The 26,921-nt window shown below is 33.9% G+C and carries 26 protein-coding genes and 5 pseudogenes; 9 read left to right on the top strand and 22 right to left on the bottom strand.

The annotated features are described in order from the left end of the window. Positions 1–99 precede the first annotated feature (99 nt). Positions 100–936 (bottom strand): alpha/beta fold hydrolase, encoded by an 837-nt coding sequence (locus ACZ76X_RS03075; protein WP_479849496.1) that lies wholly within the window; start codon positions 934–936, stop codon positions 100–102. Positions 937–1,444: 508 nt separating this feature from the next. Here ACZ76X_RS03075 and ycaC point away from each other — a divergent pair. The 4 genes from ycaC to ACZ76X_RS03095 all read left to right on the top strand — a co-directional run bounded on the left by ycaC (position 1,445) and on the right by ACZ76X_RS03095 (position 5,352). After that, positions 1,445–2,089, top strand: a complete 645-nt coding sequence (ycaC, locus tag ACZ76X_RS03080) for an isochorismate family cysteine hydrolase YcaC (protein WP_479849497.1) — start codon at positions 1,445–1,447, stop codon at positions 2,087–2,089. A 179-nt stretch (positions 2,090–2,268) separates the two neighbouring features. Continuing rightward, the gene (locus tag ACZ76X_RS03085) at positions 2,269–2,913 is read left to right on the top strand and encodes a hydrolase (RefSeq protein WP_000067162.1); all 645 of its coding nucleotides are present in this window, start codon (positions 2,269–2,271) and stop codon (positions 2,911–2,913) included. Beyond that, positions 2,910–3,503: an antibiotic biosynthesis monooxygenase gene (locus ACZ76X_RS03090; RefSeq protein ID WP_479849498.1), complete on the top strand. Its 594-nt coding sequence runs from the start codon at positions 2,910–2,912 to the stop codon at positions 3,501–3,503. Before ACZ76X_RS03085 ends, ACZ76X_RS03090 begins: the two co-directional genes overlap by 4 nt. 13 nt (positions 3,504–3,516) lie before the next feature. After that, complete coding sequence (locus tag ACZ76X_RS03095) at positions 3,517–5,352, top strand: amidohydrolase (protein WP_479849499.1); 1,836 nt, start codon at positions 3,517–3,519, stop codon at positions 5,350–5,352. 321 nt (positions 5,353–5,673) lie between these two features. Here ACZ76X_RS03095 and ACZ76X_RS03100 read toward each other — a convergent pair whose 3' ends face one another. From ACZ76X_RS03100 to ACZ76X_RS03110, 3 genes and pseudogenes are all read right to left on the bottom strand, one after another. Further along, positions 5,674–6,552, bottom strand: coding sequence for a LysR family transcriptional regulator (locus ACZ76X_RS03100; RefSeq protein WP_479849500.1), 879 nt, complete (start codon positions 6,550–6,552; stop codon positions 5,674–5,676). Positions 6,553–6,771: 219 nt separating this feature from the next. After that, positions 6,772–7,136 (bottom strand): annotated as a pseudogene (locus ACZ76X_RS03105) (MarR family transcriptional regulator). A gap of 511 nt (positions 7,137–7,647) precedes the next feature. After that, on the bottom strand, positions 7,648–7,890 hold the full coding sequence (locus ACZ76X_RS03110; protein WP_000332001.1) for a hypothetical protein: 243 nt from the start codon (positions 7,888–7,890) through the stop codon (positions 7,648–7,650). 172 nt (positions 7,891–8,062) lie between these two features. On the opposite strand from ACZ76X_RS03110, the gene ACZ76X_RS03115 reads away from it, so the two are divergent. Continuing rightward, positions 8,063–8,215 carry a DUF2187 family protein gene (locus ACZ76X_RS03115; RefSeq protein WP_142306283.1) on the top strand — a complete coding sequence of 51 codons (153 nt, stop codon included), beginning with the start codon at positions 8,063–8,065 and terminating at the stop codon, positions 8,213–8,215. A 43-nt stretch (positions 8,216–8,258) separates the two neighbouring features. On the opposite strand, the gene ACZ76X_RS03120 is transcribed toward ACZ76X_RS03115, so the two are convergent. From ACZ76X_RS03120 to ACZ76X_RS03140, 5 genes and pseudogenes are all read right to left on the bottom strand, one after another. Continuing rightward, positions 8,259–8,558 (bottom strand): ArsR/SmtB family transcription factor, encoded by a 300-nt coding sequence (locus tag ACZ76X_RS03120; RefSeq protein ID WP_000214796.1) that lies wholly within the window; start codon positions 8,556–8,558, stop codon positions 8,259–8,261. Positions 8,559–8,879: 321 nt separating this feature from the next. Further along, a pseudogene (locus ACZ76X_RS03125) lies at positions 8,880–9,038 on the bottom strand (IS4 family transposase); the annotation flags it as partial. Between the two features lie 144 nt (positions 9,039–9,182). Further along, positions 9,183–9,884 (bottom strand): YrrS family protein, encoded by a 702-nt coding sequence (locus tag ACZ76X_RS03130; protein WP_479849501.1) that lies wholly within the window; start codon positions 9,882–9,884, stop codon positions 9,183–9,185. Between the two features lie 238 nt (positions 9,885–10,122). Beyond that, on the bottom strand, positions 10,123–10,557 hold the full coding sequence (locus ACZ76X_RS03135) for a sodium:proton symporter (RefSeq protein ID WP_479849861.1): 435 nt from the start codon (positions 10,555–10,557) through the stop codon (positions 10,123–10,125). A gap of 307 nt (positions 10,558–10,864) precedes the next feature. Continuing rightward, positions 10,865–11,035 (bottom strand): annotated as a pseudogene (locus ACZ76X_RS03140) (Holliday junction resolvase RecU); the annotation flags it as partial. 433 nt (positions 11,036–11,468) lie between these two features. On the opposite strand from ACZ76X_RS03140, the gene ACZ76X_RS03145 reads away from it, so the two are divergent. Both ACZ76X_RS03145 and ACZ76X_RS03150 read left to right on the top strand, forming a co-directional pair. Beyond that, complete coding sequence (locus tag ACZ76X_RS03145) at positions 11,469–11,777, top strand: hypothetical protein (protein ID WP_479849502.1); 309 nt, start codon at positions 11,469–11,471, stop codon at positions 11,775–11,777. 459 nt (positions 11,778–12,236) lie between these two features. Continuing rightward, entirely contained in the window at positions 12,237–12,620 is a 384-nt protein-coding gene (locus ACZ76X_RS03150) for a hypothetical protein (protein ID WP_479849503.1), read from the top strand. Between the two features lie 169 nt (positions 12,621–12,789). Here the strand turns inward: ACZ76X_RS03150 and ACZ76X_RS03155 are convergent, their stop codons facing one another. The 4 genes from ACZ76X_RS03155 to ACZ76X_RS03170 all read right to left on the bottom strand — a co-directional run bounded on the left by ACZ76X_RS03155 (position 12,790) and on the right by ACZ76X_RS03170 (position 15,971). Then, a complete protein-coding gene (locus tag ACZ76X_RS03155; RefSeq protein ID WP_479849504.1) occupies positions 12,790–13,740 on the bottom strand; it encodes a magnesium transporter CorA family protein in 951 nt (316 codons plus the stop codon). A 295-nt stretch (positions 13,741–14,035) separates the two neighbouring features. Continuing rightward, positions 14,036–15,061, bottom strand: a complete 1,026-nt coding sequence (locus ACZ76X_RS03160; protein WP_479849505.1) for a ParM/StbA family protein — start codon at positions 15,059–15,061, stop codon at positions 14,036–14,038. 36 nt (positions 15,062–15,097) lie between these two features. Then, on the bottom strand, positions 15,098–15,499 hold the full coding sequence (locus ACZ76X_RS03165; protein WP_479849506.1) for a peptidase U61: 402 nt from the start codon (positions 15,497–15,499) through the stop codon (positions 15,098–15,100). An 85-nt stretch (positions 15,500–15,584) separates the two neighbouring features. Continuing rightward, positions 15,585–15,971: a YflT domain-containing protein gene (locus tag ACZ76X_RS03170; RefSeq protein ID WP_479849507.1), complete on the bottom strand. Its 387-nt coding sequence runs from the start codon at positions 15,969–15,971 to the stop codon at positions 15,585–15,587. A 119-nt stretch (positions 15,972–16,090) separates the two neighbouring features. On the opposite strand from ACZ76X_RS03170, the gene ACZ76X_RS03175 reads away from it, so the two are divergent. Then, positions 16,091–16,246, top strand: coding sequence for an acyl dehydratase (locus ACZ76X_RS03175; protein ID WP_479849508.1), 156 nt, complete (start codon positions 16,091–16,093; stop codon positions 16,244–16,246). A gap of 119 nt (positions 16,247–16,365) precedes the next feature. Here the strand turns inward: ACZ76X_RS03175 and ACZ76X_RS03180 are convergent. Both ACZ76X_RS03180 and ACZ76X_RS03185 read right to left on the bottom strand, forming a co-directional pair. Beyond that, a pseudogene (locus ACZ76X_RS03180) lies at positions 16,366–16,664 on the bottom strand (alpha/beta hydrolase); the annotation flags it as partial. Between the two features lie 113 nt (positions 16,665–16,777). Next, positions 16,778–17,068 carry a hypothetical protein gene (locus ACZ76X_RS03185; protein ID WP_479849509.1) on the bottom strand — a complete coding sequence of 97 codons (291 nt, stop codon included), beginning with the start codon at positions 17,066–17,068 and terminating at the stop codon, positions 16,778–16,780. A gap of 501 nt (positions 17,069–17,569) precedes the next feature. Between ACZ76X_RS03185 and ACZ76X_RS03190 the strand changes: the two are divergent. Next, positions 17,570–17,644: pseudogene (locus ACZ76X_RS03190) on the top strand (YxeA family protein); the annotation flags it as partial. 101 nt (positions 17,645–17,745) lie between these two features. Here ACZ76X_RS03190 and ACZ76X_RS03195 read toward each other — a convergent pair. The 7 genes from ACZ76X_RS03195 to ACZ76X_RS03225 all read right to left on the bottom strand — a co-directional run bounded on the left by ACZ76X_RS03195 (position 17,746) and on the right by ACZ76X_RS03225 (position 26,356). Beyond that, entirely contained in the window at positions 17,746–18,456 is a 711-nt protein-coding gene (locus ACZ76X_RS03195) for an alpha/beta hydrolase (protein WP_479849510.1), read from the bottom strand. 103 nt (positions 18,457–18,559) lie between these two features. After that, on the bottom strand, positions 18,560–19,015 hold the full coding sequence (locus ACZ76X_RS03200; protein ID WP_479849511.1) for a TspO/MBR family protein: 456 nt from the start codon (positions 19,013–19,015) through the stop codon (positions 18,560–18,562). Between the two features lie 111 nt (positions 19,016–19,126). After that, the gene (locus ACZ76X_RS03205; RefSeq protein ID WP_479849512.1) at positions 19,127–20,557 is read right to left on the bottom strand and encodes a cryptochrome/photolyase family protein; all 1,431 of its coding nucleotides are present in this window, start codon (positions 20,555–20,557) and stop codon (positions 19,127–19,129) included. A gap of 85 nt (positions 20,558–20,642) precedes the next feature. Next, positions 20,643–21,155, bottom strand: coding sequence for a carbonic anhydrase (locus ACZ76X_RS03210; RefSeq protein ID WP_479849513.1), 513 nt, complete (start codon positions 21,153–21,155; stop codon positions 20,643–20,645). 79 nt (positions 21,156–21,234) lie between these two features. Then, a complete protein-coding gene (locus ACZ76X_RS03215; RefSeq protein WP_479849514.1) occupies positions 21,235–23,859 on the bottom strand; it encodes a DUF2309 domain-containing protein in 2,625 nt (874 codons plus the stop codon). Continuing rightward, on the bottom strand, positions 23,859–25,391 hold the full coding sequence (locus ACZ76X_RS03220) for an NADH dehydrogenase subunit 5 (RefSeq protein WP_479849515.1): 1,533 nt from the start codon (positions 25,389–25,391) through the stop codon (positions 23,859–23,861). The genes ACZ76X_RS03215 and ACZ76X_RS03220 overlap by 1 nt, the downstream gene beginning before the upstream one ends. 602 nt (positions 25,392–25,993) lie before the next feature. Next, a complete protein-coding gene (locus ACZ76X_RS03225) occupies positions 25,994–26,356 on the bottom strand; it encodes a Na-translocating system protein MpsC family protein (RefSeq protein ID WP_061659178.1) in 363 nt (120 codons plus the stop codon). Positions 26,357–26,921: the final 565 nt, after the last annotated feature.

A 26,921-nucleotide genomic window follows, 5' to 3' on the forward strand; every position in this document is an offset into this window, starting at 1 on the left:
CTCAAAATTATTCATTTTAGGTATTTCCATTTATTAGAAAAAATATGATAGAATTGCAACTTATTTATAATGTATCAATTAACAATTATATAGTTGTAATCAGTCCTTTAAAAATGATAGGAGTGCTTCATTAAATTCTTTGGCATGCGTTGCATTTAGCCCATGTGGACCACCCTTTATTAACGTTACTTTAGAATTAGGAATTGCTTCATGTGTTAATTTCCCACTATATTCAAATGGTACAGTCGCATCTGAATCACCATGAATAATAAGGGTAGGTATATTAACCTTAGCTAAATCGCCTCTGAAGTCTGTTTTGCTGAAAGCAGCGATACAATCTAGTGTTCCTTTAGGTGATGCACCTGCAGCGATATCCCTATTGTAAAGTCGAAATGGTTCACTAACTAAGTCAGTTCGATCTCCAGCAGCAAAAAATCCTTTCGTAAACTCATCAAGGAATGCTAGGCGATCACTTTTCACTCCATTTTCAAATCCTTGAATTGCTACATCATCTAATGCACCTTCAGGATGATCTGCTGATTTATAAAGGAATGGTGGTACAGCTCCTGCAAATACAGCCTTCTCTATTCTATGGGTTCCATATTTCCCAATATACCGGGCTACCTCGCCTCCACCCATAGAAAAACCAACAAGTGTGACATTTTGAAGCTCTAACTGTTCTAATAGTTGGTTTAAATCAGAAGTGAAGGTATCATATTCATACCCTTCCCATGGCTGAGATGATTTTCCAAAACCTCGACGATCATATGTTATAACTCTGTATCCAGCCTCAACAAGAGCGGGAACTTGGTATTCCCAAGATCGACCACTTAACGGCCAACCATGAATGAGTACAACTGGTTTCCCTATACCATGATCCTCATAATATATCTCAATTGGTGCTTGATTTTCGGTTCCTACAGTAATTTTTGCCATTCTCCTACCTCCTTTAATATATATCCTTTTCTTTCATACTCCCGATGAATCTCATAACCTATTTATGCCCATTTATATTGTGAACTCTGTGCATGAAACTCTATTGTTCCAATGATTTCATTTTCTGTTTATGGAACAATTCCCCATCTCATACTTTTTTCATCATGAAGTATTTGCTGAAAATTCCTCCTATTCAATTCTAATAACAAAAATAGGTGTCTATCAATATGGTTCTATCTATAGAATGTATAGGTAAAATCAATCCATTTTATAGTGAAAAATAACTATAGTTACCACCTATACAAATTATAGATAATTTAGAATTGATTAACCAATTAGTTTTCAAATACTATAAATTTGTATAGCGCTTCATGTTCCGTGAATGCTGCTATAAGACATAGTAACTGTCAGTTTCGTTACAAACTAATCGTAACAAACGAAGAAATTTAGGATAATATCCCACTGTTTAAAATTTCTTCGATTACTTAATTTTTAGGAGGAATACATAATGACTGATCTCTATTCTCGTATTAACAAAGATGATGCTGTCGTACTTTTAGTAGATCATCAAACTGGTCTTATGTCCGGACTAGTACGTGACTATGGTGTTGATGAATTTAAGAACAATGTTTTAGCTCTTGCTCACACTGCTAAGTTTTTTGATTTACCAGTTATTTTAACAACTAGCTTTGAAAACGGACCTAATGGACCTTTAATGCAAGAATTAGTTGATCTCTTTCCTCACGCACCCAAAATAGCTCGGCCTGGACAAATTAACGCATGGGATAATGATGATTTTGTAAAAACAATCGAAGAAACTGGAAAGAAGCAACTTATCATCGCGGGCGTAGTTACAGACGTTTGTGTTGCTTTCCCGGCACTTTCCGCTATAAAAGCTGGATATGAAGTATTTGCTGTTACTGATGCTTCAGGAACTTTCAGCAAACAAGTTGCAGATGCTGCCAATACGCGTATGGCACATAATGGCGTACAACTTATGAACTGGTTTAGCGTAGCTTGCGAATTACAACGCGATTGGCGCAACGATGTTGAAGGTTTTGGCAATTTGCTTGCTAGTAATCTTCCAGGTTATCAAAATATAATTGGAAGTTATATAGGAGCTCAGCGCGATCTTAGTAAACAAAATGCATAAATGTATTATCACTTTTCAAAAAATTTCTAGTATAAATTTAGTGCCGATTAAATCGGCACTAAATTTTAAATTAAACAGTACAACAAAGCTTTTATTTTTATGATTACAGCTTTAGTCAATAGAAAATATATTACTTTCAAAAACTTGATTTTAAACAATTAAAAAAGGAGCGTTTTATTATGAGTAATTTAGAACTGTTAAATCCGGAGAACAGTGCCTTAATTTTAATTGATTTTCAACCTCAAATGACTTTTGGAGTTGCAAGTATTGATAGACAAACATTGATTAATAACGTTATGTTGCTTGCTAAATCAGCAAAAACTTTTAACGTACCTACTATCCTTACTACAGTTGAGACACGCAGCTTTTCTGGTTATTTTTGGCCGCAAATTCTTGACATATTCCCAAACCATGAAATTATAGAACGCAGTTCAATGAACTCTTGGGAAGATCCAAAATTTGTTGAAGCAGTTAAAGCAACAGGTAGAAAGAAATTAATATTTGCAGCACTTTGGACTGAAGTTTGCCTTGCATTCCCTGTGCTTGAAGCAATTAAAGCTGGCTATGAGGTGTATGCAGTTGATGATGCTTCAGGTGGTACTAGTTTGACAGCACATAACGCTGCTATGCGTCGTGTAGAACAAGCTGGTGCAATTCCAGTGACAGCAATTCAAGTTTTACTTGAATACCAACGTGACTGGGCACACAAAGACACTTATGATGCTGTAATGGAGATTGTAAAGGAACACACTGGTGCTTATGGTCAAGGTGTAGAATACGCATATACTATGGTGCATGGCGCGCTTCCAAGCAGGAAAATATGAAACTAGAAGGAGTAGCTGTCGAAGAGACTCATACAGAGAACACAATGGATGCTGCTAATCCAGTAACAACGCTTGTTACATGGGAGATTCAACAAGGTAAAGAAAAACAGTTTGAAACATGGAGACATGAAATCGAAGCTGCCGCTACTAAATTCCCAGGGCATTTAGGTGTAAATCTAATAGTCCCAAATAACCAATCGAGAGAGTATACCGTTATTTTTCGCTTTGATACATATGAGCATCTACGTGTTTGGCAAGAATCAGACATTCGCCGAGATTTGTTAAAAACGGCAGAACAATTTCAAGCTACTAATCCGAGTTACAAAACTGAAAGCAGTTTGGCCTATTGGTTTGTTACTCCCAAAACGCCAGTTCCACCGCCAAAATGGAAAATGTCTATCGTTACCCTTCTGGGTGTATGGCCTCTTAGCATGTTAGTTCCTAAAGTGATAGGACCTATTATAAAACATATGAATCCTATTATGTCCGCTTTTTTCGTTTCTGTATGTATAGTGTCCTTGCTATCATGGGTAGTTATGCCGATTTTCGGTAAATTATTTCATCCATGGTTACAAAATAATAGGAAGTAGACGAGGTGTGAATATGAATTTACCGGATATGATCTTATATAACGGAAAAATTACTACCCTTGATCCCTCTCAACCTGAGGTATCTGCTATCGCCATAACTGATGGTTTAATAACTGCAGTAGGCGGAGATGAGATTCTTAATAGTGCCACAGAAAAAACAAAAAAAATAGACCTTAAAAGAAAGAGAGCTATCCCAGGCCTGAATGACTCTCATATACACGTTATTCGTGGCGGTCTTCATTATAATATGGAATTACGATGGGAAGGCGTGCCTTCACTTGCCATAGCTCTCGAAATGCTCAAAGAACAGGCAAGGCGTACACCTGCTCCTCAGTGGGTAAGAGTAGTTGGAGGTTGGTCTGAATTTCAATTTAAAGAGAGACGGTTGCCAACTCTAGAAGAGATTAATGCTGTTTCTGAAGACACACCTGTCTTTGTACTACATCTTTACGATAGAGCACTTGTAAATCGTGCGGGGCTGCGTGCACTGGGATACACAAAAGATACCCCAGACCCTCCAGGCTGCTTAATCGAGCGGGATAAACGAGGTAATCCAACGGGCCTTTTAATTGCGAATCCTAACGCTTCTATTCTTTATTCAAGTTTGGGTAAAGCTCCCATACTTAATTTTGACGACCAGATTAATTCAACTCGCCATTTTATGCGCGAATTAAATAGATTGGGTATTACAAGTGCTATTGACGCAGGTGGCGGATTCCAAAATTATCCTGATGATTACAAAGTTGTTGAACATTTAGCCGAGAAGGAACAATTAACTTTGCGTATTGCTTATAATCTATTTACGCAAAATCCTAATCATGAATATGAAGATTTTGCTTCATGGGCAAAAATTGTTTCTCCAGGTCAAGGAACTGATAAGTATAAAATGAATGGTGCTGGAGAGATGTTAGTATTCTCGGCAGCCGATTTTGAAAAATTTCAAATGCCACGGCCTGAACTAGCTACGATGATGGAAGCTGACTTAAAGAAAGTAATTTCTCTATTGGTGGAAAACCGTTGGCCATTCCGTTTACATGCAACTTATGACGAGTCAATCACACGTTTCTTAAATGTATTTGAGGAAGTCAATAAAGAAATTCCTTTTAATGGTCTACGATGGTGGTTTGATCATGCAGAAACAATCTCAGATCGTAGTATGGAACGTGTTAAGGCTTTAAATGGCGGTATTGCCATCCAAGACCGCATGGCTTTTCAAGGTGAATACTTTGTTGATTTATACGGAAAGGAAGCTGCAAAGCGTACTCCGCCAATTTATCGTATGTTAGACCTAGGTATACCTGTTGGCGCCGGTAGTGATGCAACTAGGGTTTCTAGCTATAACCCTTGGGTCGCTCTTTACTGGATGGTTGCCGGAAAAACCATCGGTGGACTTTCGATATACGATGAAAAAAATAAACTTGATAGAAAAGTAGCACTGGAATTATATTCAAAAGGAAGTGCGTGGTTCTCTGGTGATGAAGGTAAAAAAGGAACCCTTGCAGTAGGTCAGTTTGCTGATCTTGCTGTATTGTCTGCTGACTACTTTACTGTGCCAGAAGAAGAAATCAAGAACCTTGAATCATTACTCACCATTATGGGTGGGCAGGTTGTTTATGGAAATGATGAATTTAAAAATTTATCACCTGAATTGCCGCCAGCATCACCTGATTGGGCACCGACGGGAGTTTATGGTTATGGTGGTGCTAACTTAGCCCACACTATACTTGCCCAAGATGCCCATGATCACAAATTACATAGTTGTAGTAACCCTCTCCATCAACACACTCATACCGTAATAGGAAAAGATGGGACTAAATGGGGTATTGGTTGTACTTGCTTTGCTTTCTAAGTCAAAACCACCGGTATAATGCCGGTGGTTTTCTTTATGCGATAAGGATATGTAAATTCGAAATAGCATTGTATATCCCTATTGGAATCTATTACTATTCGATAAGACCGAAGAGTTGATGGATTAACTTGACTTCTTTTTCACAGCCTTCTCTCCTTGTAAAATCTGCCCTTTTTCCTTTTAGTAAAAGTCAATGGTATTCCCATTTGAAGCAACTATACCACACATATAAATCTACTTGCCCTTTGACTGTAATCTAGGTCTTATCCCAAGATTTATGTATCATTTTTAATTCTCACACTATAATCATTATTATTTCTATTATACTAATACTTTTTCAGGATCATGTAACTTCTGCATAAAGATGCGTGCTGCAAAACTTAAAAATTTATCATCAAAGTGAATAAGATTAATATCTTGACTTGGGGTCGGATCATTAATACGAACTATGCTCAAATTATCATTATTAACAAATTCAACTAGTGAAAGAGGTATTATAGCAACCCCATGTCCATTGCATACAAGGCTCAATAGAGAAATGGAAGATTTTGTTTCTATATTTGCTTCAGATAAAGATAGGCCTAAACTCTCACAATATATTTTAATAGTTTCACGACAACTACATGAAACCATTATTCTACTGAGCCCTACTAATTCTCGAAAAGAAACCGATGATGTTTCATTCAAAGGATGCTTTTTTGGAATGACAAGGACGAGCTCTTCGCTATACAAAAGAGTGCTTGTTAATGTGTCTGGAATTTGATTACTACGTGTGATGCCTATATCAATATTTTTATCAACGATTTGATTTACAGCAACTTCGGATTCTATAATTTTTACTACGATGTTCGGATAATGTTGTTGAAACTTCATAATATAAGGTGTTAAATAGGTGAGATCCTCTAATAAACCTCCTATAGTAATTACACCTCTTTTTACACCCTTTAATTCAAAAATTTCATTATAAACGTCATCAAATTGTTGCATGATAAATTTTCCTTTATCAAATAGCAGCTTACCCGCTTCTGTCATTTTGATACCTCTTCCAACTCGATGAAACAAGGGTGTATCAAGTTCACCTTCTAACACACGGATTTGTTGGCTTAAAGTCGGCTGTGAAATACCTAGAACTTCCGCAGCTTTAGTAAAACTATTATTATTACAAACTTGAATAAAATACTCTAAATGACGTAATTCCATTCTTGATACCCACTCTCCGCTTTATGAAAGATTTATAATGAAAAGGACGATATGTATATCGTTAACATAACAACTACCTTTCTTACTATATCAATTGCAATTACATAATTTCTTTCTTTTGCATTACAATAAATTTACTACTATTTATTAATTTTTCCTCCTATTTATTTAATTTATATTTAATTAGGATATTACTAAGCAGAAATAACCTCTAAAAACTTACAATTTCTGTGTGTAACATCCTAACTTTTTCAACTGTTTAATTATCATTTTTTCTCCATATAGTCCAAACTATCAAATATTTGCCGAATCCCCTCTGTATGCTGAGGAAAAATAGTGTCCATTAATTCAATACCTTCTGAAATATTTGACGCATACGTGATACTACTACTTGCAAGTAATATTTTGTCTCCAAGTTTTTGTATAGACTGATCACTTTTACTGTATAATAGCTCACGCACTGTAAATTCAGTTGGATTAAGTCCATAATTTTTTATATCCTTTGCAATACATTTAGTGATTGACTGTAATTGCCTTCATAATATAACAAATAACGTTAAAGATAGGCTCTCATCGTTAATCACGCTCGTAATTACCAATCCTTTACAAGTTATCTTGAATTCGAGATTTATTATATTATCGTCAAAATATTATGTCAATCATTCATTTTAGCTTTATCAAGCCACTTATAATTTATTTCTCAACATAAGACATATGGAATTAGAAGAAAACAATTGTTACTATATAAGTATCTCAATTACGTTATTTTTTTAAAGAGGGCTTGTTTTCTAACACAAGTTCTCTTTTGCCATATTCTAAATTGAATCCGGGCAAATTTCAGATGATGAGTCTGCCTATGTATATGATATAGTTTTTAAACAAAAATTAGAGCCCTCCTACAAAAAGGAGAGCTCTAATCTTTCATATAAAGTGAAACTTTAATCAGTGGGGGTTTTGTTCCCCCCCACTGATTATCAGCCCTCACCAATCGAACGTTTACGGACAGCCCGACTCCCACCTAACTTCTTTGCTCCAACTGAATTTTGAGGTGGGAGTTTTACTGTCCGTTAACGCGGGATAAAATTAGTACCTCACTTAAGAAGTTTTAAAAGACAAGCTTGTTAATGATGTCCCAACACTTAAGTCATCATTTAATACGAGGGCTAAACAAGCTACTAATGGTAATGTAATAGTAATTGAGCCATCAGAATTAATCACTATACTAGGACTAGATCCACACTCTTCTCCACCACTTACAATTGATTCTACGCCACCACTCGGAGTAAACGTAACTATAAGACACACATCGATACAAATATCATTTAAAGTATATGCCATTACTTATACCCCTTCCTAAAACAATTTATAATAAGCTATGTAGTAAAATGGGCTAATGACACAAAAAAATTTTAAATAAAAGCGCATTAAGATGTTTTTTCTATTTTTACAGATACCCGCTCAATTCATCCTTAAAAACACAAGGTAAAGTGAACCTGTTATAGTCCATGAAATGAGCTCTAATCCCCCCTTATCTAAAAAGGAGGAACTATTATTATGGGATATGATTGTAGGAAGCGGTGGTACTTTTGAATTTGATCGAACCATTGTAAATCATAAAAACTATACAATTTCAAATGTAAATACACAAAGCAACACAAAATAGCCCCTTCTCACCAGCAGCGGCTATTTTATATGAAAATACTTCATTAGTTTATATATCCTAAAACACTTACAATCTTACTCGCTTTTAAATTATGAATATGATAATAAATTTCTAAACCTTTTCGCTCAGCTCGTAACACTTTACCCTTCATTTTTGATAAATGTTGTGAAACTGTCGATTGTGGAATATTCAGTAATTCTGTTAATTGTGTTACATTACACGTTTTTCTCGTACTTAATTCATTTACAATTTGTAAGCGGATTGGATGCGCCATAATTTTTAAAATATCTACATCTTCTTCTGAAACTAAACTTTTTCTCATTTCACTTGTATATGTTGTCATAGGACATTCCCCTTTTATATGAACTCCTTTTAGTTTGATCTATTTTCAAAATATTTAAAACTCCGATGCAAAACCTTTATATAAAAATAAGGGAATTTTAAATTTTTAAAAACAGAACGAAATACAATTCACTTTATTTATTCTTTCATTACATATAAATAATAAAATATCAATATGTGCTCTATGTGAAGTTAGCCTAAATTTATAATGAAGATTTTTCAAATCATTCACATGTAACTACCGATTTTTCTGCTTTGTGTTTCCCTTCTATCTTTGTTGCTTTCTTTCCTTGAGCTTTTCATTATTTTCTCTAAGTGCAGAAGTGTTGGTCATATAAAGATTGATACTATTAAGTCGTTTACTACGAGGAGAATATTTCTTTCCTTTCTATTTTCTTGTACAACTTAATCCTGTAATCGTTTTTTGTTGTTCTTTGGTTAATAGGTGAACGCTCACACGAGATGAGACTTTATTGGTTATCAAAGTTGGTCCGCATCATGATTTAACAAATGAGTCCAAGTAATTAATGCTGTCAACATAACAAAAAGAGTCCTGATTGATACGGACTCTTTTGTGAGTTTTTACAAAAGTAAACTTTTAAACACATAATTACATTTCCATTATTTATTTCAACACTTGAACAGATGCTGGTTTCCACCCCTGATTCTCTACCCATTCAATATCAACCTTATATTTTTTATTACTTTGCTTATCTCGTACATTACCGTAGGCTTTATTATCACCATTATTCCCAATAAAATCGAAAATCAATTGGCTCTCTGGAACATCAACAGCATAAGAAATTGCTTGTTTCATCTCACTCCAATCTACTGTTCCTTCTTTAAATTTCATTTCAGGTTTTGCTCCTTGCACTGTACCAATTGGCTTCCAAGAAGGATTAGTTTGAGAACCCTTTTCTTGAGATGCCGTTTTTTCTCCCTCTTTATTTTCATTTCCGTTTATTTTTACCGATTTTTCTGCTTTTTGTTTCTCTTCTAACAGTGCTGCTTCTTTCTCCTCACGTTTCTTCTTTTCTAGCAGTACTGCTTCTTTCTTCTCACGTTCCTTCTCTTCTAACTGCGCTGCTTCTTTCTCCTCATGTTCCTTCTCTTCTAACTGCACTGCTTCTTTCTCTTTACGTTTCTTCTCTTCTATCTTTGTTGCTTTCTTTTCTTGAGCAATTGCTTTCTTTGATGTATCAGAAGGGGAAAACAACTGGTATGTCACTATACCAACTGTCACTAATACCAAAGTAAATGCAATATTAAAAACCACCTTTTTACGACGATTTTGTTGTTTTTCTTGAAACCTGCTTACTTGTCCCATTTTTTAAACCCCCGAGTTTATTTTCTTTTCTAATAATTATGCATTATTCTTATAATTCTTAATATTTTTATTAAACGATGGAAATAAATCAAAATTCCCATACAAGATTTCATATCATAATAAAATTTGTGTTGTTTCAAGCATCTGACATATGTTATTCAAAAATATTTTAATACATTAAAAATTGACAAACACACGTTCGTAAGAAACCTTCAATTTTATTCAAAGATGATTCCAATTACGTCCACATTAGATTTCCTGTAGAAATCCTTTTCACAATTAAGCCCCTTCTTCCCTTATTTATAATTTTCAAATTAAACTGCCCTCTATAGTACAATAAAGATGTGTTGTTTTCTACTGGGGTATGTCGTAAAATCAGAAGGGATTTTATCTCTTTTACCTTTTTTTCAGAGTAACTTTTACCACTAGGAAACTCTATTATTCCTAATGTAATCTTTAATTCGCTTTCATCAAAAGTCCAATCCTTATTAAGTTCCCTTATCTTTTGTATAAAGCTTCTTTTGGTTTTTCCTATATAGATCAATGTTTCATTCTTAGCATATACTCTAGAGATTGCAAATATTCCCTTCTTAAAAGCTTCTTCTCTATTATAAAAATCATTTAAACTATACAATCCATACCATTTAATATGTACTGTTTCTATTAATCTCACCTCATTTTTAGATAATATTATAATTTCTGAATGTTCTAATTTTTGTGAATACATAACCTTGATTACTTGAATTATAAATAGTGCTTTTCAATAATACATTTTATTATTACTAATTTCAATAATGAATATGTATATCTCAACATGAATTTCCTATCATTGGTTTCGTCAAGTAAGGCTCATAATTCTCTTCGATAATTTTATAGTATTGTGGTGGGAGAATCCTTGTACAGGGGAAATAGCGTGTCAGCCGGATGAGTTGATTTTTCGTTTTCTAAATACCTTTTCTTAAAATGATATGCGGTGTTTTCACGTAGGACGTCATTTGCATAAAATAGCGTACTTTTCTGTGGGAATTCGAAAATAACACCTTCACAGGAGTGGGACACTTGTCGATAAGCGACACGCCCCCTCTTTGATACATTTTGTTTGCTAAATTGATAAGCATTTCAAATGCCATCCCATGGTTTCCTAGTCCCATTGTTATTCCTCTCTTCCTACTTGTAAATTTCTACTTCAATAAAATATGCAATATTTCATATTTCATTATTATAATATTGATTTATTATTTATCACTTTCGATCCTATCATTGAAATTCATTAATAAACTAACATTTGTAATTTAATTCCTGATGTTTAATCCTGTTATAACACGTTAATTTTGTATATTTAAATAATCATACTGGAATTTCTTGTTCTATACATCTATACTTGTTTTGTATATTATATAGCAGAAGAGTAAGGTAAGAGTTACTCTTTACCATTTTAGGAAAGGGCCTGTTGGAGACAACAGGTCCTTTCTTCGTAAAAGGATTATTTTGTTAAAAAATTTATTTCAATTTATAATCGCTATCTTTTTCTTTAATTTTCCAGTAAAATCAAATGTAAATATTTTAATTACATAGGAGAAAGCAATGAAACTTAACATTAATCTGTGGTCCTTTATTTTTTCTTTTATTTGCATTGGTTTATTCCTCTTATATCTTGAAATTGGTTCGATAGCCTCGTCTGAAAAGAAATTGTTTATTATGAATTCGCTACCTATCCATCCTTTATTTTTTTTACTAGTTTTAACAATAGGAACTTTTTTTGCTGGTATGATAGGATTTTCTAAAATAGATAATTGGGTTGCTATGCTTAGAAGCATAGCGACAGTTCTACTAACACTTTTATTATCAGTGTTTTTAACACTAACTTTGATCATTGGCTATGCATTGAGTTAAACGTCATTCCTTGTGAATAAAACTAAATATTCCGTCAACACTATATATGACATTAGATTTTCTCCTTGTTCCCCCTTGGAGAACCGAGCAGTTAGCTTTTGCTTGATACTTACTAGTTCGTTTAACAAATCCTATATTTTTAACTAATTGCTCTAAAGCATCAGATAACATATATCGTTGTAACTCTTAGGAATACAATGGCAGCTCATCATGAATTGAAAAGCACATTATAAAAACATCCTTTCTTTTGATTCTAAAGAAAGGTTAACGCTTTTTCCATTTTTAAAACAGGGTTTTTCGAAGGTTTTAATTTAATCCTAATTATATTTTTTATAAATTCTAAAAGTACATTCCCTATTTTTGGTATGATAGACAGGAACTATTTTTTAGAACAGGAGACAATAAATAGAAAAAATCAAATTAGGTTTATTAGTTATATTTCTATTTCTATTTATGTACATGTCTTTAGTAGGAGATGAGAATAAGGGTTCTTTAACTCCTAATCTGATTTCAAAAATAAAATATTTAGAAACTGATTCTGTTGCTGGAGGTACATTTAGAGATTATGGCGAAGAAGCAAAATCAGTGTTTGAAAAACTAAGTTGTCAGAAAGATGTTGTAACAAAAAAAGATTTTTTGAAGAAGAAATTTTTTGAGGAATCTTCTCAACGTAACATTGACTTTGTATTAGATGATGGTAAAAAAATCAAATTCAAAGTATTATTTTTTAGTGTGAAACCATACTTTGATGAAGCGTATGTTCAACGTATAGGAGATGATTCCATTTACCACCTAAATAAAGAAGATGCAACAGATATAGCAACTCAATTTGCAAATCGTTAATACTTTTCTTAAAATTTTATGTTTTATATCTATTAATTATAAAAAAAGAACATCCCCCAAACGAATTTTTTTGTTTTGTTAGTTTGATGGGCATGTGGCACTGCCCCTATTAATAAATATTACTAACCATATTTCTAGGTTAATATCTATCATATTTAAAAAAATAAGATTAATTAGATTTAAAAAAAGATTTCTTTTTCTTTACTCGTAATAAATCACCTGTCCATCCTTTGAATCGCATATACAAATACATACCCCCTGTTGTGAAAATAATAAATAAGAGAGCGATTAAATAGCTATATTTCCATTCTAGTTCAGGCATGTATTTAAAATTCATCCCCCACAATGCTCCTAAAGCTGTCAAAGGCGTACTTACAGCAGTTAATACCGTAAGAGCTTTCATAATTTCATTCCCACGATGAGAAGAAACAACTTCTTGTAAATGAATCATCGTGTCTAATTCTTCTTGGTACTCTTTAACGAGTTGTAATCCACGCTCTAATTTTACGTGTGTTTGTTTATAACAAAGGGTGTTTGTTAGGTTTTCTAACCAAGCTTCCTCCAAACCTTGTAACACTTCTTGTATTAAGCGAAACACATGTGTGTTCATAAATAATTCATGACGAATATGATAAATTCTTTCTAAAACTGCTATGTTATTATGATGATAAAAATCCCATAACACATTTCTGAAATTGTTTTCAAAATAGTCAACCTTTCGTAAATAGTGAGATATAAATATTGATAAGATAGCACACATTCCTTCAGCAGAACTATTACAATTTTTTATACCCATAGAGAAATTATGTATTAATTTTTGAAAATCCTCTTCCTCTTTTTCTTGGACCGTTATCAGTATTCCATGAGCTACAAAATAATGAAGAAATTTTTGGATTTTGGCGTCCTTTTTATCTTGATCATATAAAAACGAACCATATACACAAGTTTGACTTGGTGATAACGTATAAACATATAATCCATTTTCACAAGGAGAACTTATTTTTTTTACAAATTGAGAGAAATAAGATGTTACATCACGAGGTATTATAGAAGAAAGTTTTTCAAGTTCACTAGTTTTCACATGATACCAATCCCATTTCGGCATTTTTATACATTCCATATTATCCTTCCTTTCTGAATAGTTTTATGTTTCTTCGAATAATATCCTTAATATGAAATTTATATGTAGGTATTCATGTCTTGGAGGAAAAGTTTTTAGATCCTCTACATTACAAACTAAATGGCATAGGAGGTCTTCTTCTGTTACAAGGAAGACCCCCTATATATTAGTTATTTGTATTCTAAATTTTAAACATTTCCTCTATACAAGCACTTTTTATCTTTTCTTATTTATATGTGGCAAAGAAGCCACATAATTTGGCACGTCTATTTAACGAACTCCATTTCGTTCGTTATTATAATTTAGATTCATATGCAGATTGATTAGTGATGTCGTCGAATACTTGACTTCCAATAATAAAGTATCCATGAAGTGCAGCCTCTTTTGAAGCGTCTACCATACGGAAAGAAGAAATTTCACCTTGCATTTTTTCAATTCGTTTTTTGTGGATGTCTACTATTCCTCCTGTCCAAATAATAGTGTCATACTGGTCTAACTTAAATTGTTCTTGTAATACACACATAACGTCTTGGAAGTGTGTATCCAACTCTTTTTGAATCAAAGTATCGACCTGACTTGTCTGAGTATTTTCTTCTCGACCTCCATATCCTTTTTCTAAGACTTTTGGCATGTCGTTAATGTGCAAGTGATCACTTTCACCGGCATGATTCTGCAGGATATTCTTAATATTTTTCAAAGGCTTGCTACATCCTAGTTCCGTCTCATAATGATTTAAAATGACATTCTGTTTCATATCTGTCATTTCTAATGTACGAAATCCACCATCAATAATTAAGATACGATCTTGTTCCTGAATGATTCCCTCTTTTAAGAAATAGGCATGTAAAGCGACCGGTTGCTGAAGAATCAAAACATTTTCCACCGTAATATTAATAAATTTCCCATCAATTTGTACGGAAGTTTCTTTTTTTAGTGCACGTTGTAATTGCTCATGCTGACTACCAAAACAAGTAACGGGAAGCCCGGTAACAACTAAAGATAACACGACATTTTCTTTATAATCCTTTGCAATGCAACCAAATATTTGTTGTTTAAACTCTTCGCTTTCATAATAATTTTCTATTTCTTCGTCAAATGGAGGAAGAAATGAAGCATCAGATTGATGTGCTTCATTTCCCATGTAGTATGCAAAGTCTAAGTCTATAAAACTTACCTTTGTTAAATCTTCACTTTCAGCATGATTAGGTACAGGAGCTAGTGTGGCAGCTTCACTCTTAATCGTCACCTCAGAATCTACATCCTGTCGATATGCCCGCTTAGTAAAACCAATTCCTACATCAATTGCATACAGAGATTTCATACTTTTTTCCTCACTTTCTCTTTTTTAGAATTCAATCTAAGCACTCTCTTCTTTCCCTTCTTTCATATATTTCTTTTCATTTTCCGTTTTTTCTCCGTCTATGTCCTTACTATTTTGATTTATTTCATTATCCTTTTCATCTTTTTTCTTTTTGTTACTTTCGTTTTCTGTTAAATCTTTAATAGTAGAAATGACAACTGGTGTGGCTGTAAGTAGTTGTGGTAATGTTTGTTTTGCAACATTAGCTGCAGTTACAGAGAATTGTTTACTTGTCTCGGTTACCTTCTCTAATGTTTCCTTTATGTTTCCTTCTTGTAGTTTGTCTTTTACGCTTTTTCCTTTTGTTTGTATAGCTTTCCGATTTTCTTTTTTTAACAGAGAGACCATGACTCCCGTCGTAATCCCAATCACAGCATATTTAAATATTGTATGTTTCATTTTTCTCACCCTTCTCTACTTTTGTTTTCTTCCATGCTACAACCTAAAATAATTAACTTATCTATTTATCAAATGTTGCAATCTATTAGAGAGAATGATAGTTTTGCGGCTGCCTATCACTCGCCGTTAGTGTTTCATCTGTTACTAGGAGTAAAATTCTCCCTTGATCTAGTTTTTCTTCATATAAGTTAGCTTCCTCCTTCGACAACCCCATTTCCTCCATTTGATTTCGGAGCTCGTCCCCTTTTTTGGAGAAAAAGTTAATAATACTTGTTCCCAATCCTTGTTCTTTTACTCCAATCGTATTTGTATTTGTATCATCCGCAATCTTTTTTGTTAGATGTTTTTCATGTGTTAAGACGTAAATGTCATCTTGGTGAATCCCTTGCAATTCTAGCTCTTTTACTTTCATAACTACTTCATGTTCATTATCATATTCATGAACCACCGGTTTTCTTTCATTCTCATGCATTGTATTTTTCCTCCTTTAGATTTTTTATTTTTTTATTTAGTTGTTATGTAATATGTAATACACCTATTTTAAAGATGTTAAACCTAAATTTTCAAAAAACTTTATACAATAAGTTATTAATGTTTTTGAATATCAAAGAAATGTCACGAGCACTTTGCTTTGATAGCAGTGTTACAAATAATGATTTGTTTGGAAGGCAATCCCCTTATTTTATAGAAAAAGTCTATTTAGAAAAAGTTAAAAAAGGAGTACAAGATACGTTTTTCGTTAATTAAATCAAAAGAAAAATAAAAAAACACTCCTTTTCAAAGAGTGCTTTTAAAAAATATATAGCCTAATAAAAATGTTTCTACTTTGATTACAGAAAGAAAGTCCTTATTAAAACATATGGTTGCTAATTTAATTGCAATCTTCCTTGCATCCAAGCAGCAATACCATTTATAACATACTCAGGGATATTAGCAGGATTATAATATTCATCCGGTTTACTTATTTCTCCATAACCTTCTGTAAATAAGGGATTTAACTTTGGATATAGTCGATAATCAATGTTATCTCGTTCTTTTAATTGTTCTTTCCATGGAGAGATTTCGATTTTTGATTGAACTTGATAGTCTCTTTCTCTTTGAATAATAAAAAGCAGTGTCTTTCGTTCTTTTGACATTTCACTGCTTTAATTTTACGGATAGAATTCTCACTTCACAGAATTTTTTCTATTTTCACTATATACTTACTATACAAATGAAAATATACAATGATACTAAATATACAAACTTTGCATAAAAAAATGATTTTATAGCCTCTTTTTAATATCCATGCCCACTTTGCCAACCACCGTGTCCGCCTTGCCAGCCACTATGTCCACCTTGCCAACCACCGTGTCCGCCTTGCCAACCACTATGTCCACCTTGCCAGCCACCGTGTCCGCCTTGCCAACCACTATGCCCACCTTGCCAGCCACCGTGTCCACCTTGCCAACCACCGTGTCCGCCCGGCCAACCGCCGTGTCCACCTTGCCAACCACCGTGTCCACCCGGCCAACCACCACCGTGCCCGCCTTGCCACCAGCCTACATAGCCTTGTCTCTGTGAGTTCATTCCTTCGCATCCCTTCTTATTAAAAATTCAAATACTGTAACTGGGTATTCTCTAAATATAATTATGTATCCCAAAAATAAATGTATCCGCAAACATCTCGATTATTGGTAAAGTAATTATCTAATGAAAAAACATTTATCATTGCAAATCTAAGCTCTATTGTTCTTTACTTTACTTTCAAAATTTCCGATATTTTATCAGCATACTTTTTAGATTCAAATTCATCATAGTCTTAGTATTGCAACAAACAAATCATTACTTGGGATTATTTTTCAACATTATATCAGAATCCATAGCTGGGCTTTAGTTATACAAGGAAAAACGATACTTCACTATTGAAGTATCGCAAAAAAACTATCTACTTACATTATTATGACTATAATCCTATCCGGTATTAGTTACTCACCTAAAATTGCAATAGGGCTAAAGATTCATAATGAATCAATTCCTTTGGTACTTCCCATTTATGCAAAATCTTAATAATAGCTTCTATAAAAGAAATATTCTTACGACGTTATTTCTGAAAAGGATGTTCCGGAGAAAATAAGGAAGCAATTAGAGGTAGAAATTAAATAAAAGAGCCCACTCTTATGAGGGGGCTCTTGATTACCTCTCCAACCTATCATTAGGATATCTTGAGGAAGGAGAATTCTTCGATCGCTTTATTACATTCATTATCATTGTTTTAACAACCATTCCTCAATTACTTTCACTGTTTCATCTCGTTGTGCTTTTGGCGTAATTAAGCTCGCATTATCACCTTTTTGCTCACCATACATGCCAAAATGAGCATGGTTTCCACCTTTTATCATGTGCATAGTCGTATTCTTTGACATGAACTTTTTATTGTTCTCTATTTTTTCTACAGTTGCTAAAGCATCTACTTCCCCATAAATTGATAACATCGGAATCGATTTCGTAGAGAAGTCACCTGCAGGATACGAGCCTAAGAAAATGATCCCGTCTACCTTGTCTTCATGTTGAAAGGCATATTTAGAAATCATAGCTCCGCCCATTGAATGCCCTGCAACATACCACTTCTGAACTTCAGGATACTGTTCCATTACACTGTCTACTGCATTGATTCCAAATATCGCTAAATTTAATGGCAACTTAGGCATCACTACAAAATGCCCCTCTTTTGCAAGTGCTTCTCCTAAGTAACTATAAGCCTCAGCTTCTACTTTAGCTCCTTGATAAAGAATAACCCCTATTTTAGCATCTTTCTCTCCAAAAACGATATGATCTTCATCTTTTTTATCATCCACTAACGACATAGCCTCTTTCGTTGGTTTGTATGTAAACTGAGACCAAGTAAAAAAAGTAATACTTCCTATAAGTAAAATACCTAGTAAAGAGTACAGCGTAATTTTTATCCATTTCTTCACAAAGGTGACCTCCCTAAGATGTATATATTCTATATTTTAAATTAACATTCATACACATAAAAACTCGAGCATTTTTATTATGCTCAAGTTTTTATTTACGCCTTTAATTTATACTATAAATGGTCCAAGATAAATATGTAGCAAATGTAGACCATAAAAAATATGGAATTAGCAACCATGCCGATGCTTTAGATAATTTGGAAGAAACCGCTATGAGGAGTAACGTAGTAATAGCGACTAGTAAACAATCTACTGTTGCTAAAAACAAATTTTTTTGACTGAATTGAAAATAGCTGAAAGCTTGATTGCACATATAATTTAAAAGGAATATAAACCAAAATGTTTTTGGCTTACATCCATATTTGTTGTAAATAATTGCAACTGATAATGCAATAAATCCATATAATACAGCCCAAACTATTCCGATTGTCATACCAGAAGGTGTCCAATACGGCTTTTCTAGTGCATCGTACCACATACGATCAATTGGAAATAAAATACCAGAAACATAAAACAAACCATATGTTAGTAAAAATACTAGAATACTAGATTTTTTCATAAACATCCTCCTTTTCACTAGAATATTATGGAAAATTCATATGATTAGTATGTCTTTGTAATGGATAACATTCTAATATTAAAATTTAAAATACATATTGTTTAACCTATTTTATACGAACTCTTTCATACTTTTATATGCACAAAGTGCTCTCTCACGTGCTGCCTTATGATCAACAACTGGCAAAGGATATGTATGACCGAGCTGTATATTGGCCTTTTGTAAAATATACTCAGGTGCTTCCCAAGGTTTATGTATATATTTATTAGGCATCTCTCTTAATTCTGGTACCCATTTTCTTATATACTCCCCCTCTTTATCAAACTTTTCTCCTTGTGTGATGGGATTAAAAATACGAAAATACGGTGATGCATCTGCCCCACTTCCAGCAACCCATTGCCATCCCATTGTATTATTTGCAATATCAGCATCTAGTAGTGTATCCATAAACCATTTTGCTCCTTCTTGCCACGGAATTAACAAATGCTTTACAAGAAAAGAGGCTACAGCCATTCTTGCGCGATTATGCATAAAACCTGTTTGCCATAGTTCTCGCATTCCCGCATCAATAAACGGATAGCCAGTTTCACCCTTCTCCCATACTCTTAATAACTCCTCTTCCTTATTCCACGGAAAATGTTCAAAGCTCTTATTAAGAGGTTTATATACTGTAGATGGATAATGATATAGCAAATAATAAGAAAACTCTCGCCAGATTAATTGACGTATAAAGCTATTCACTTGTTTTTCAAAAAGACTACATTGTCTTTCGGTACTTTTATTGATTAAGTAATGATATATCCATCTCACTGATATTTGGCCGAATGAAAGATAAGGTGCCAACATCGAATGAGCATTTTCATTTGGAAAATCTCTTCCTTCACTATAAGACGCTAATTTGCTAGAGAAAAACTTCTTATATGTTTTGTATGCCCCTTCTTCTGTAGGATCCCATATTGATTCCATATGAGATGTCCACGGTATAGTCGGCAGCAAACGTAATTCTGAAACAGATAAGCTTGCTGGTAAAGAGCTTCCCCACTTTATACTCTGCACTCTGCTAATAGGTTTAGGTAATACCTGCTTTTGAAATGCATTGTAAAAAGGCGTAAACACCTTATATTCAGTGTTATCCTTCTTTTTTATAATCCACGGTTCTAATAATAAATGTGAATTAAATTCCTTACAGATAATACCTTTACCTTCTAACATTATTTTCATTTTTTCATTAGATTGTAATCTGTCCGGATCATAACAAATATTCCAATATACAGCCGTTATACCTAACTGTTCTATGAGAGAAAGTATTTCTTCCTGTGTATTTCCTTGGCGAATTATTAAAGTAGAGTCCAATGTCTCAAGTTGCTTTTGAACATCTATTATAGCATGATGTAACCACCACTTTGACGCACTTCCTATTGGAAAAGCTTCGTCATGTACATATACCGGAACAACCTCACCAGACTGAACAGCCTCAAATAAAGCTGGGTTATCATATAAACGAAAATCTTTTTGAAACATAACGATAATTTTATTTTGCATGGCTACCTCTTCTGATTCTAAAAACATAATAAAATTTATTATACAACAGCAATTGATACATAAGAATTTATTTGTCTTTCATAGATTAATTAACTTTTCCAACTATTTTATTAGTAGCAATTTTAACAACCGTTTCTTTTTCACCTGTTCTATCAATCATAAAACCATGAACTTTAATATCAGAAGGTACTAACGGATGATGACGAATCATATCTATACTCTTTTCAATATTTTCACTAACATTTTCTTGTCCACTTAACCATGCATTCAGGCTACCACTTGAAAATTCAGGCATGCAATTTTTAAAGAGATAGTCTATTTCTCTGTTATTTTTGATGGAATCACGTTGAATTTGTAGATTAACTACATCAGTTTCTTTATCCTCTATTCCGACAACAAAAATTTCTTCCACATTTTCTTCATAAATAGCAATAATAATAGATCTCATTATATCTCCATAAGGATGTACAATTACAGAATCATAGCTGTGTATAGTCAACATGTTTTCTTGTTGAATGTTAGTTACTTGCTGGATAATAGGCTCTATTCTGTGTTCAATGTCTGTTAATACTAATACTTTTTTATTCTTTGAATTCATATGGAGCACTCCTTCTTCATGATTATAGCTATGAAACTTTTAAACTAGTAACGATAGTTGATTATTTATGACATGATTGTTACCAATTTTTCCATTGTCCTTCTGGATCAACACTTGCCAGTCTAACCCATCCATTTTGAACTTTTTCTCGAAATGTGAAATCCTTATTTAGCAAACGCTCTATATATTCAATAGGTGCTTGAATTACAATTAGTAAACGAAGTGGTGAATGATACGTCTCACTATCTGACTGCATAACGGATTGCCAAGGTAAGCCTGGCAACAAGTCACTTGCATTCCCTTGCATAACACCGAGACCTGCCGTTACAGTTTGGGTTGTTTTGTTTCCACTACCATAATAATGAGGAGCTACAGTTGAAGCGTAATATTGGAGATTTATCCACTGAGCTACTGTTCCTGGTCCTGCAATGATACTAGCTAATATATCTCCACTTTCATCCTGTTTCCAATCATAATTATGAAGGAAAGCCCTACCTTCTAAGTCGCAATCCTGAGTTAATTCACGTTGCCCGATAATAAAAGATGCATTACGGGCTAATCCCCATTCCGGACGTATTTCACTCCAATCTTCTGCAAATCGATGTGCCTCTGTACTCGGATTTTTTATTTTCGTTTTAAAATTAGGTAATTGTGTTAAACGCTCTCTATTTGCATGTTGGCTGACATTTGGCATAACCGACTCAATACTATCAAATGCTTCTTGCGCAGTTTCCGAAAGTTCTGGGACGTAAATCCATTCCAATTCATCCACTGTTGTTTTATGTTCAGCTGCTGCAAAAATGGTATCCTCCGGAATATTAATGCCTTCAGCAGACAAAGCCTCTCTTACTTCTGCAAGATTACATAAAGTAGCGAAAACTTTTGCATTAAATCCCCCTGCTGCTCCGCCACAAGCACCACACTCAAGCGCTGCAGCATAAGGGTTGTTCGTACTTTGACTACTATGTCCGCACATTACAACTAAAGGCGCGAATTTTTCTGTTAATCCCACCATTTTTAAAGCTTGACGCACATAGTTCACTTTTTCTTCTTTCGTAAAACCGATAGGTATCTCACATTTTGTATCATGAACATGATTAAGTGAGAATGTTGTATCAGGTTTTTGTAACATCGTTTTACGAAGGTTACGAAGGAAACTACCTACTCTTCTTGGCACAAAACTCCTTGTCACCATTTGTAGACCAAGTAAAGGGCCACTTACCTCAGGTAGTAACATACTTGTCAGTACATTTTGTTTCATCGTTTTAAACGTATAGCTTACTGAGCTATCTATCTTCTTACGTTGTTGATAAGATTTATATTCATTTTCATCCGTGAGCTCTTTTATTTGATGTTTCGGTTTTAATATAACTGGCAAAGAAGGATGGCTGTCATTACTACCTAGTTCACTAGTCGCAATTGGTAACCCAAAGAAACCAGCTATTCCAAACGTTTCGAACGGACCTAATTTTTCTAGGTGGCGACGAAACGGTTCTGAACGGACATCAATACAGAATGCTAATTGAGCTAGTACACGTTTTTTATCATTAGTTGCACGTTGCTTAGAAGCAATCTTCTCCCTTAATTGCTCTGCATGCGTCTGTTCCCAAGCTTCTAGCCAAAGTTTTCTGCGAATATTTTCATCAAAACGATATGCAAATGCTAATAATTCGCTTTGTTCAGCTGCAGACATTTGTGACCATTCCAGGGTTGAAATATTCCCCCAATAGATCCAAGAAGCTATAAGTGGGACAATCGCAACTTTTTTCTCAGCCTTTTGATTTTTTATAGGTAAATAAGATTTTACAATGGCCAGCTCCATAGAAATTCGAACTGCTAAATATTCTATAACGAGTTCCTGCTCCTGAGTTGACTGTCGGGAACGCCATAGTATCATTCCTGCCCACCCAGGCAAAGCAAGCAAGTGCCCCTCAAGGTAAGCTTGCATGTTAGATTCAGAAATTCCTAGTTCAGATAACGCTCTTGTTAAAGCTACCTCGGCATCCTCTGGCCAATCTTTTAAAACGCTACGCTCATTTTTACTGAGCGCTGGATCAAATTTAATAAGGTGATGCCATGCACGATACAAACCTTTTTCTCGATTTGGCATCGTCCAACATGACCCGGAGCCATCAAGATATAATTTACACCATTTAATAATATGATAATTAAGAATATCAGATAGGTTGTCACCCTTTTGATTCTCTATCAGTGTACTTACAGGTTGCATAGAGGAGTCTTTCATACTTCCTGTATTTATATAACTCATTTCTTCTGCCAGTTTATTTAATTGTGGCGATGATAATAGACTAGAAGGTAATTCCTCTAATTTTAAAGCTGCTTGGCAAAACTGCTCCGCTTTCTTTCGCGGGATATGAAAAGATTGTGAATCAAGCCAACGAGACAAGCCACTTTGTAAAAATGATTCCTCAATCTCACCTTTTGCCTTTGCCGAATGAATCATAGCAGCACTAGGATATATATCCACATTACGAATTTCTTTTAACCAATCTGCAACTTGTTCAAATGATTGTTTTTCAAGTCCCATCCAAGGATGATGAGCTGCAAATGTAGCAATCGGCCAAAGTGGTGCAATCACTCGGCTAGCAGATTCCACTAAATCATTCATATTCTTTTCTTGTATTTCAATGTTTGTATCTTTCTTTTTTAAAGTTTCTTTCGTTACGATTGACTGTATGCTCATCACTGATTACCTCCCTTTGATACATAATGTTTCAGATAGCTTGGATGACTTTCTACTGACTTTTGTCTCGCCTCACCTACTCGAACGAACCAAAGATACATTACAGCAAATATTGTCGAGGATTGATTACGAGTAACGAGAGTACTAATAGCACTACCAAATAATAAGAGACATATAACAAAAATAACGGCTGGAGCTGAAGGTTGAACATTTTGATACATGTCAGTATGCAACCATTTATAAAGAGAGTTATGAACGGTAAAGTAAATGAGAGAAAATCCAGCTAAAATAAATACGCCAACAATTCGCCCCATTCTTCCCTCTCCAAAAACAACAAGCTGTTTCCATGAAACATTTAATGACCAACCTAAGATGAACGCACTAACGAATTGATACCCTTCTCCAGAAGTCGTAAACCAAAAAGCAATCGCTATAAATAATCCGAAAACACGTCCGACCATAGTCCATAAATTAGATATCTTTTCATTGGACGGCTTCACTACCCCAAAACGTTGTACGGAAGAACCAGCTTGTAAAAACAGCGTAGCTTTAAACAAACCATGTAAAATTAAATGAATAACAGCCGCCAAATAGACTCCTAATGCGCATTGAATAAGCATAAACCCCATTTGCGCAATAGTTGACCCCACTAGCTGACGTTTATAATCAACTTGAACTAGGCTAATTCCTGTTCCGATTAAGACAGAAATACTAGAGAAAATTAGTAAAATAATTTGTGCAATATCATCATGAAAAAGAGGTGAAAATCTAGTTAACATGATACCACCAGCATTTACTAACCCCGCATGCATAATAGCAGAAACAGGAGTTGGAGCAACAGCTGACTCAATTAACCACCTTTGGAAAGGCCATTGTGCTGCTGGAATCATCACAGCTACTATAATCAATAAGTTAATTCCTGTTTTCTCCAATGTTCCAAATTGAGCTACATTTTCATTCGTTAAAACTGATGTGAACTGCCACTGTCCAGTGACTTGAAAAAGCCAAATGATAGCTGCTAGCAAGGCGATCCAGCTTATTGTAAATAAATAACTAGAAATTTTTGTTGCTTCGCTAACTACTTTCCACCCTTTATTTAGCCCTATAAGTAGAACCAATCCTATAAGAGTTGCTCCCCAACAAATAATCATGAAACGAAAATCATTACTTAACCATGCAACCGAAGATACACCTGTAGTACATGTAAAAAGTGCAAAGTATTTTCGATATGAGCGATCTCCTAGTAAGTAACGTACAGAAAAACGCTGAATGATTAAACCAATTGTAAGAACAAAGAAAGCCATGAACCAAGCTAAAGTATCTAAATGCCAAGGGCCCACAACGCTATCTCCATTGTGATTAACAAGTGCGAGTAAAGAAACCAATGAAGGCAGTGCAGCGATACCGATATGGATATGAACAAAACGTAAAGGCATCCTTGCATGTAAAAACAATAATCCACTTAGCCAAGAAGCACTAAGCGCCATAAAAAATAATGTTAACAGTGTTGATGAACTCAGCGAAATTAACATGTACAATACTCCCTTCCCAACGAAAATAACCTATAAAAATTTCTTTTAAGATAGTTTTTTAATTTCAATTTCTATTCACTCTTTTTAGTACATCGTTTTTTTCCATAAAAAAAACCGACAACTTCCATAATTCAATGATTTTATATCATCATTGAATTATGGAGATTGTCGGTTTCCCTTCAACTAACTTCAGTAAAGTTTTTTGAAGAGCTCCCATTTTATAGAGGATAATAATGTATGTATTACTCCTGTTAAAAAGAAAAATATATTTCTGATCTCCTAGATTATGCAATCAATATATCAATTTATGTTATGTGCTATCTTTTCATTAAGAAACTTTTTCATTTAGTCAATATTACATATTAAAAAAATGCTAAAGCCTTAATTATAGCAAACTGTTAAAATGAGCATCTATCAATTTTTTAAAACAATTATAAGATAAACCATATTAAGCAGTTTGTCAATTTCTTAATCCGTTTTTTTAGAGTTATTTGAATTAAGATTTATTATACCTAAATAACTTCAAGTTTTTAATTATTAGCCTGTTAATAAAGTACAAAACTTGTAGGTTTCTTAATCCTTTCACTAACCTTAAGGTATTTTTAAAATTTTTCCTCAAGATTATGAAGCAATTTAAAAATCATTACTCGTTCGCCTGTACGGGAGCTTATATCGGTATGAAAGCTTTTCACTTTCTCTCCAGTTAATTCTAGTATAATCTCTTTCAGATCATCGATTCCAGATTCAACTAGCTCCGAACGATTTTTCTTTATCGTTAGCATACCGTCTTTTGTTTCGCAAACAGTATATTCAGCCGGTGTTAAAATACCTTGTAAATTTACAATAATCATATCCCGTAATATATCTGTCTTAACGGATATAGACCCGCGTCCTAAGTAATCCTTTTCCCAGTGAGTAATTGCTTTGCTTATCTCTGATTCAATAGCGCCTTTTGAGCTTTTCATCAATGTATCCTCCTTCAATAAAATAAATTTACAATAACAATATAATAATCTGGATTGATTTTATTTTCAATTATTGAGAAGAATTTATTGGGATTGTTGCAAGGTATCCTTTCATATCATAGTGTTTTTTTATGTTACAATATAGATTTTTTTGATCATTACCAACAAGATACTCTTACAATAAAGGCTCTTTTGCATAGATTTCTAAAAAGGACATTCCGGAGAAGATGAGAAAGTTCTTGTATTGTTATTTCGCAAATCTTTGTATATATTCCTGTTTTTTGATTTTCTAGGGTAAATCTTATTAAAATATTTGTATTTAAATAATGTTCAAAGGCTTGTCTTCTTAATTCAAATTTATACTTTATAGACACAATAAAACCGTGCCTCCAATTGTTAGACAGTTAACTAACGATTAGAGACACGGTTCAGAAGGAATTTCTCTCCATAATAAAATCATTGATTAAAATACTACGTTAAAGTGGCCTTTTTCAATGTATATAATTTGATAGCTACCAGATACAAGCCCTCTTGCACTATAGATTCCACTCCATCTTTTCTTCTC

The sequence above is a fragment of the Bacillus sp. BC05(2025) genome (assembly GCF_056725905.1).

Bases quoted from the DNA above. Each gene is read 5' to 3' on its own strand.
- ACZ76X_RS03075 (WP_479849496.1), bottom strand. From the start codon at position 936: ATGGCAAAAATTACTGTAGGAACCGAAAATCAAGCACCAATTGAGATA.
- ycaC (WP_479849497.1), top strand. From the start codon at position 1,445: ATGACTGATCTCTATTCTCGTATTAACAAAGATGATGCTGTCGTACTT.
- ACZ76X_RS03085 (WP_000067162.1), top strand. From the start codon at position 2,269: ATGAGTAATTTAGAACTGTTAAATCCGGAGAACAGTGCCTTAATTTTA.
- ACZ76X_RS03090 (WP_479849498.1), top strand. From the start codon at position 2,910: ATGAAACTAGAAGGAGTAGCTGTCGAAGAGACTCATACAGAGAACACA.
- ACZ76X_RS03095 (WP_479849499.1), top strand. From the start codon at position 3,517: ATGAATTTACCGGATATGATCTTATATAACGGAAAAATTACTACCCTT.
- ACZ76X_RS03100 (WP_479849500.1), bottom strand. From the start codon at position 6,552: ATGGAATTACGTCATTTAGAGTATTTTATTCAAGTTTGTAATAATAAT.
- ACZ76X_RS03110 (WP_000332001.1), bottom strand. From the start codon at position 7,890: ATGGCATATACTTTAAATGATATTTGTATCGATGTGTGTCTTATAGTT.
- ACZ76X_RS03115 (WP_142306283.1), top strand. From the start codon at position 8,063: ATGAGCTCTAATCCCCCCTTATCTAAAAAGGAGGAACTATTATTATGG.
- ACZ76X_RS03120 (WP_000214796.1), bottom strand. From the start codon at position 8,558: ATGACAACATATACAAGTGAAATGAGAAAAAGTTTAGTTTCAGAAGAA.
- ACZ76X_RS03130 (WP_479849501.1), bottom strand. From the start codon at position 9,884: ATGGGACAAGTAAGCAGGTTTCAAGAAAAACAACAAAATCGTCGTAAA.
- ACZ76X_RS03145 (WP_479849502.1), top strand. From the start codon at position 11,469: ATGAAACTTAACATTAATCTGTGGTCCTTTATTTTTTCTTTTATTTGC.
- ACZ76X_RS03150 (WP_479849503.1), top strand. From the start codon at position 12,237: ATGTCTTTAGTAGGAGATGAGAATAAGGGTTCTTTAACTCCTAATCTG.
- ACZ76X_RS03155 (WP_479849504.1), bottom strand. From the start codon at position 13,740: ATGGAATGTATAAAAATGCCGAAATGGGATTGGTATCATGTGAAAACT.
- ACZ76X_RS03160 (WP_479849505.1), bottom strand. From the start codon at position 15,061: ATGAAATCTCTGTATGCAATTGATGTAGGAATTGGTTTTACTAAGCGG.
- ACZ76X_RS03165 (WP_479849506.1), bottom strand. From the start codon at position 15,499: ATGAAACATACAATATTTAAATATGCTGTGATTGGGATTACGACGGGA.
- ACZ76X_RS03170 (WP_479849507.1), bottom strand. From the start codon at position 15,971: ATGCATGAGAATGAAAGAAAACCGGTGGTTCATGAATATGATAATGAA.
- ACZ76X_RS03175 (WP_479849508.1), top strand. From the start codon at position 16,091: ATGTTTTTGAATATCAAAGAAATGTCACGAGCACTTTGCTTTGATAGC.
- ACZ76X_RS03185 (WP_479849509.1), bottom strand. From the start codon at position 17,068: ATGAACTCACAGAGACAAGGCTATGTAGGCTGGTGGCAAGGCGGGCAC.
- ACZ76X_RS03200 (WP_479849511.1), bottom strand. From the start codon at position 19,015: ATGAAAAAATCTAGTATTCTAGTATTTTTACTAACATATGGTTTGTTT.
- ACZ76X_RS03205 (WP_479849512.1), bottom strand. From the start codon at position 20,557: ATGCAAAATAAAATTATCGTTATGTTTCAAAAAGATTTTCGTTTATAT.
- ACZ76X_RS03210 (WP_479849513.1), bottom strand. From the start codon at position 21,155: ATGAATTCAAAGAATAAAAAAGTATTAGTATTAACAGACATTGAACAC.
- ACZ76X_RS03215 (WP_479849514.1), bottom strand. From the start codon at position 23,859: ATGAGCATACAGTCAATCGTAACGAAAGAAACTTTAAAAAAGAAAGAT.
- ACZ76X_RS03220 (WP_479849515.1), bottom strand. From the start codon at position 25,391: ATGTTAATTTCGCTGAGTTCATCAACACTGTTAACATTATTTTTTATG.
- ACZ76X_RS03225 (WP_061659178.1), bottom strand. From the start codon at position 26,356: ATGAAAAGCTCAAAAGGCGCTATTGAATCAGAGATAAGCAAAGCAATT.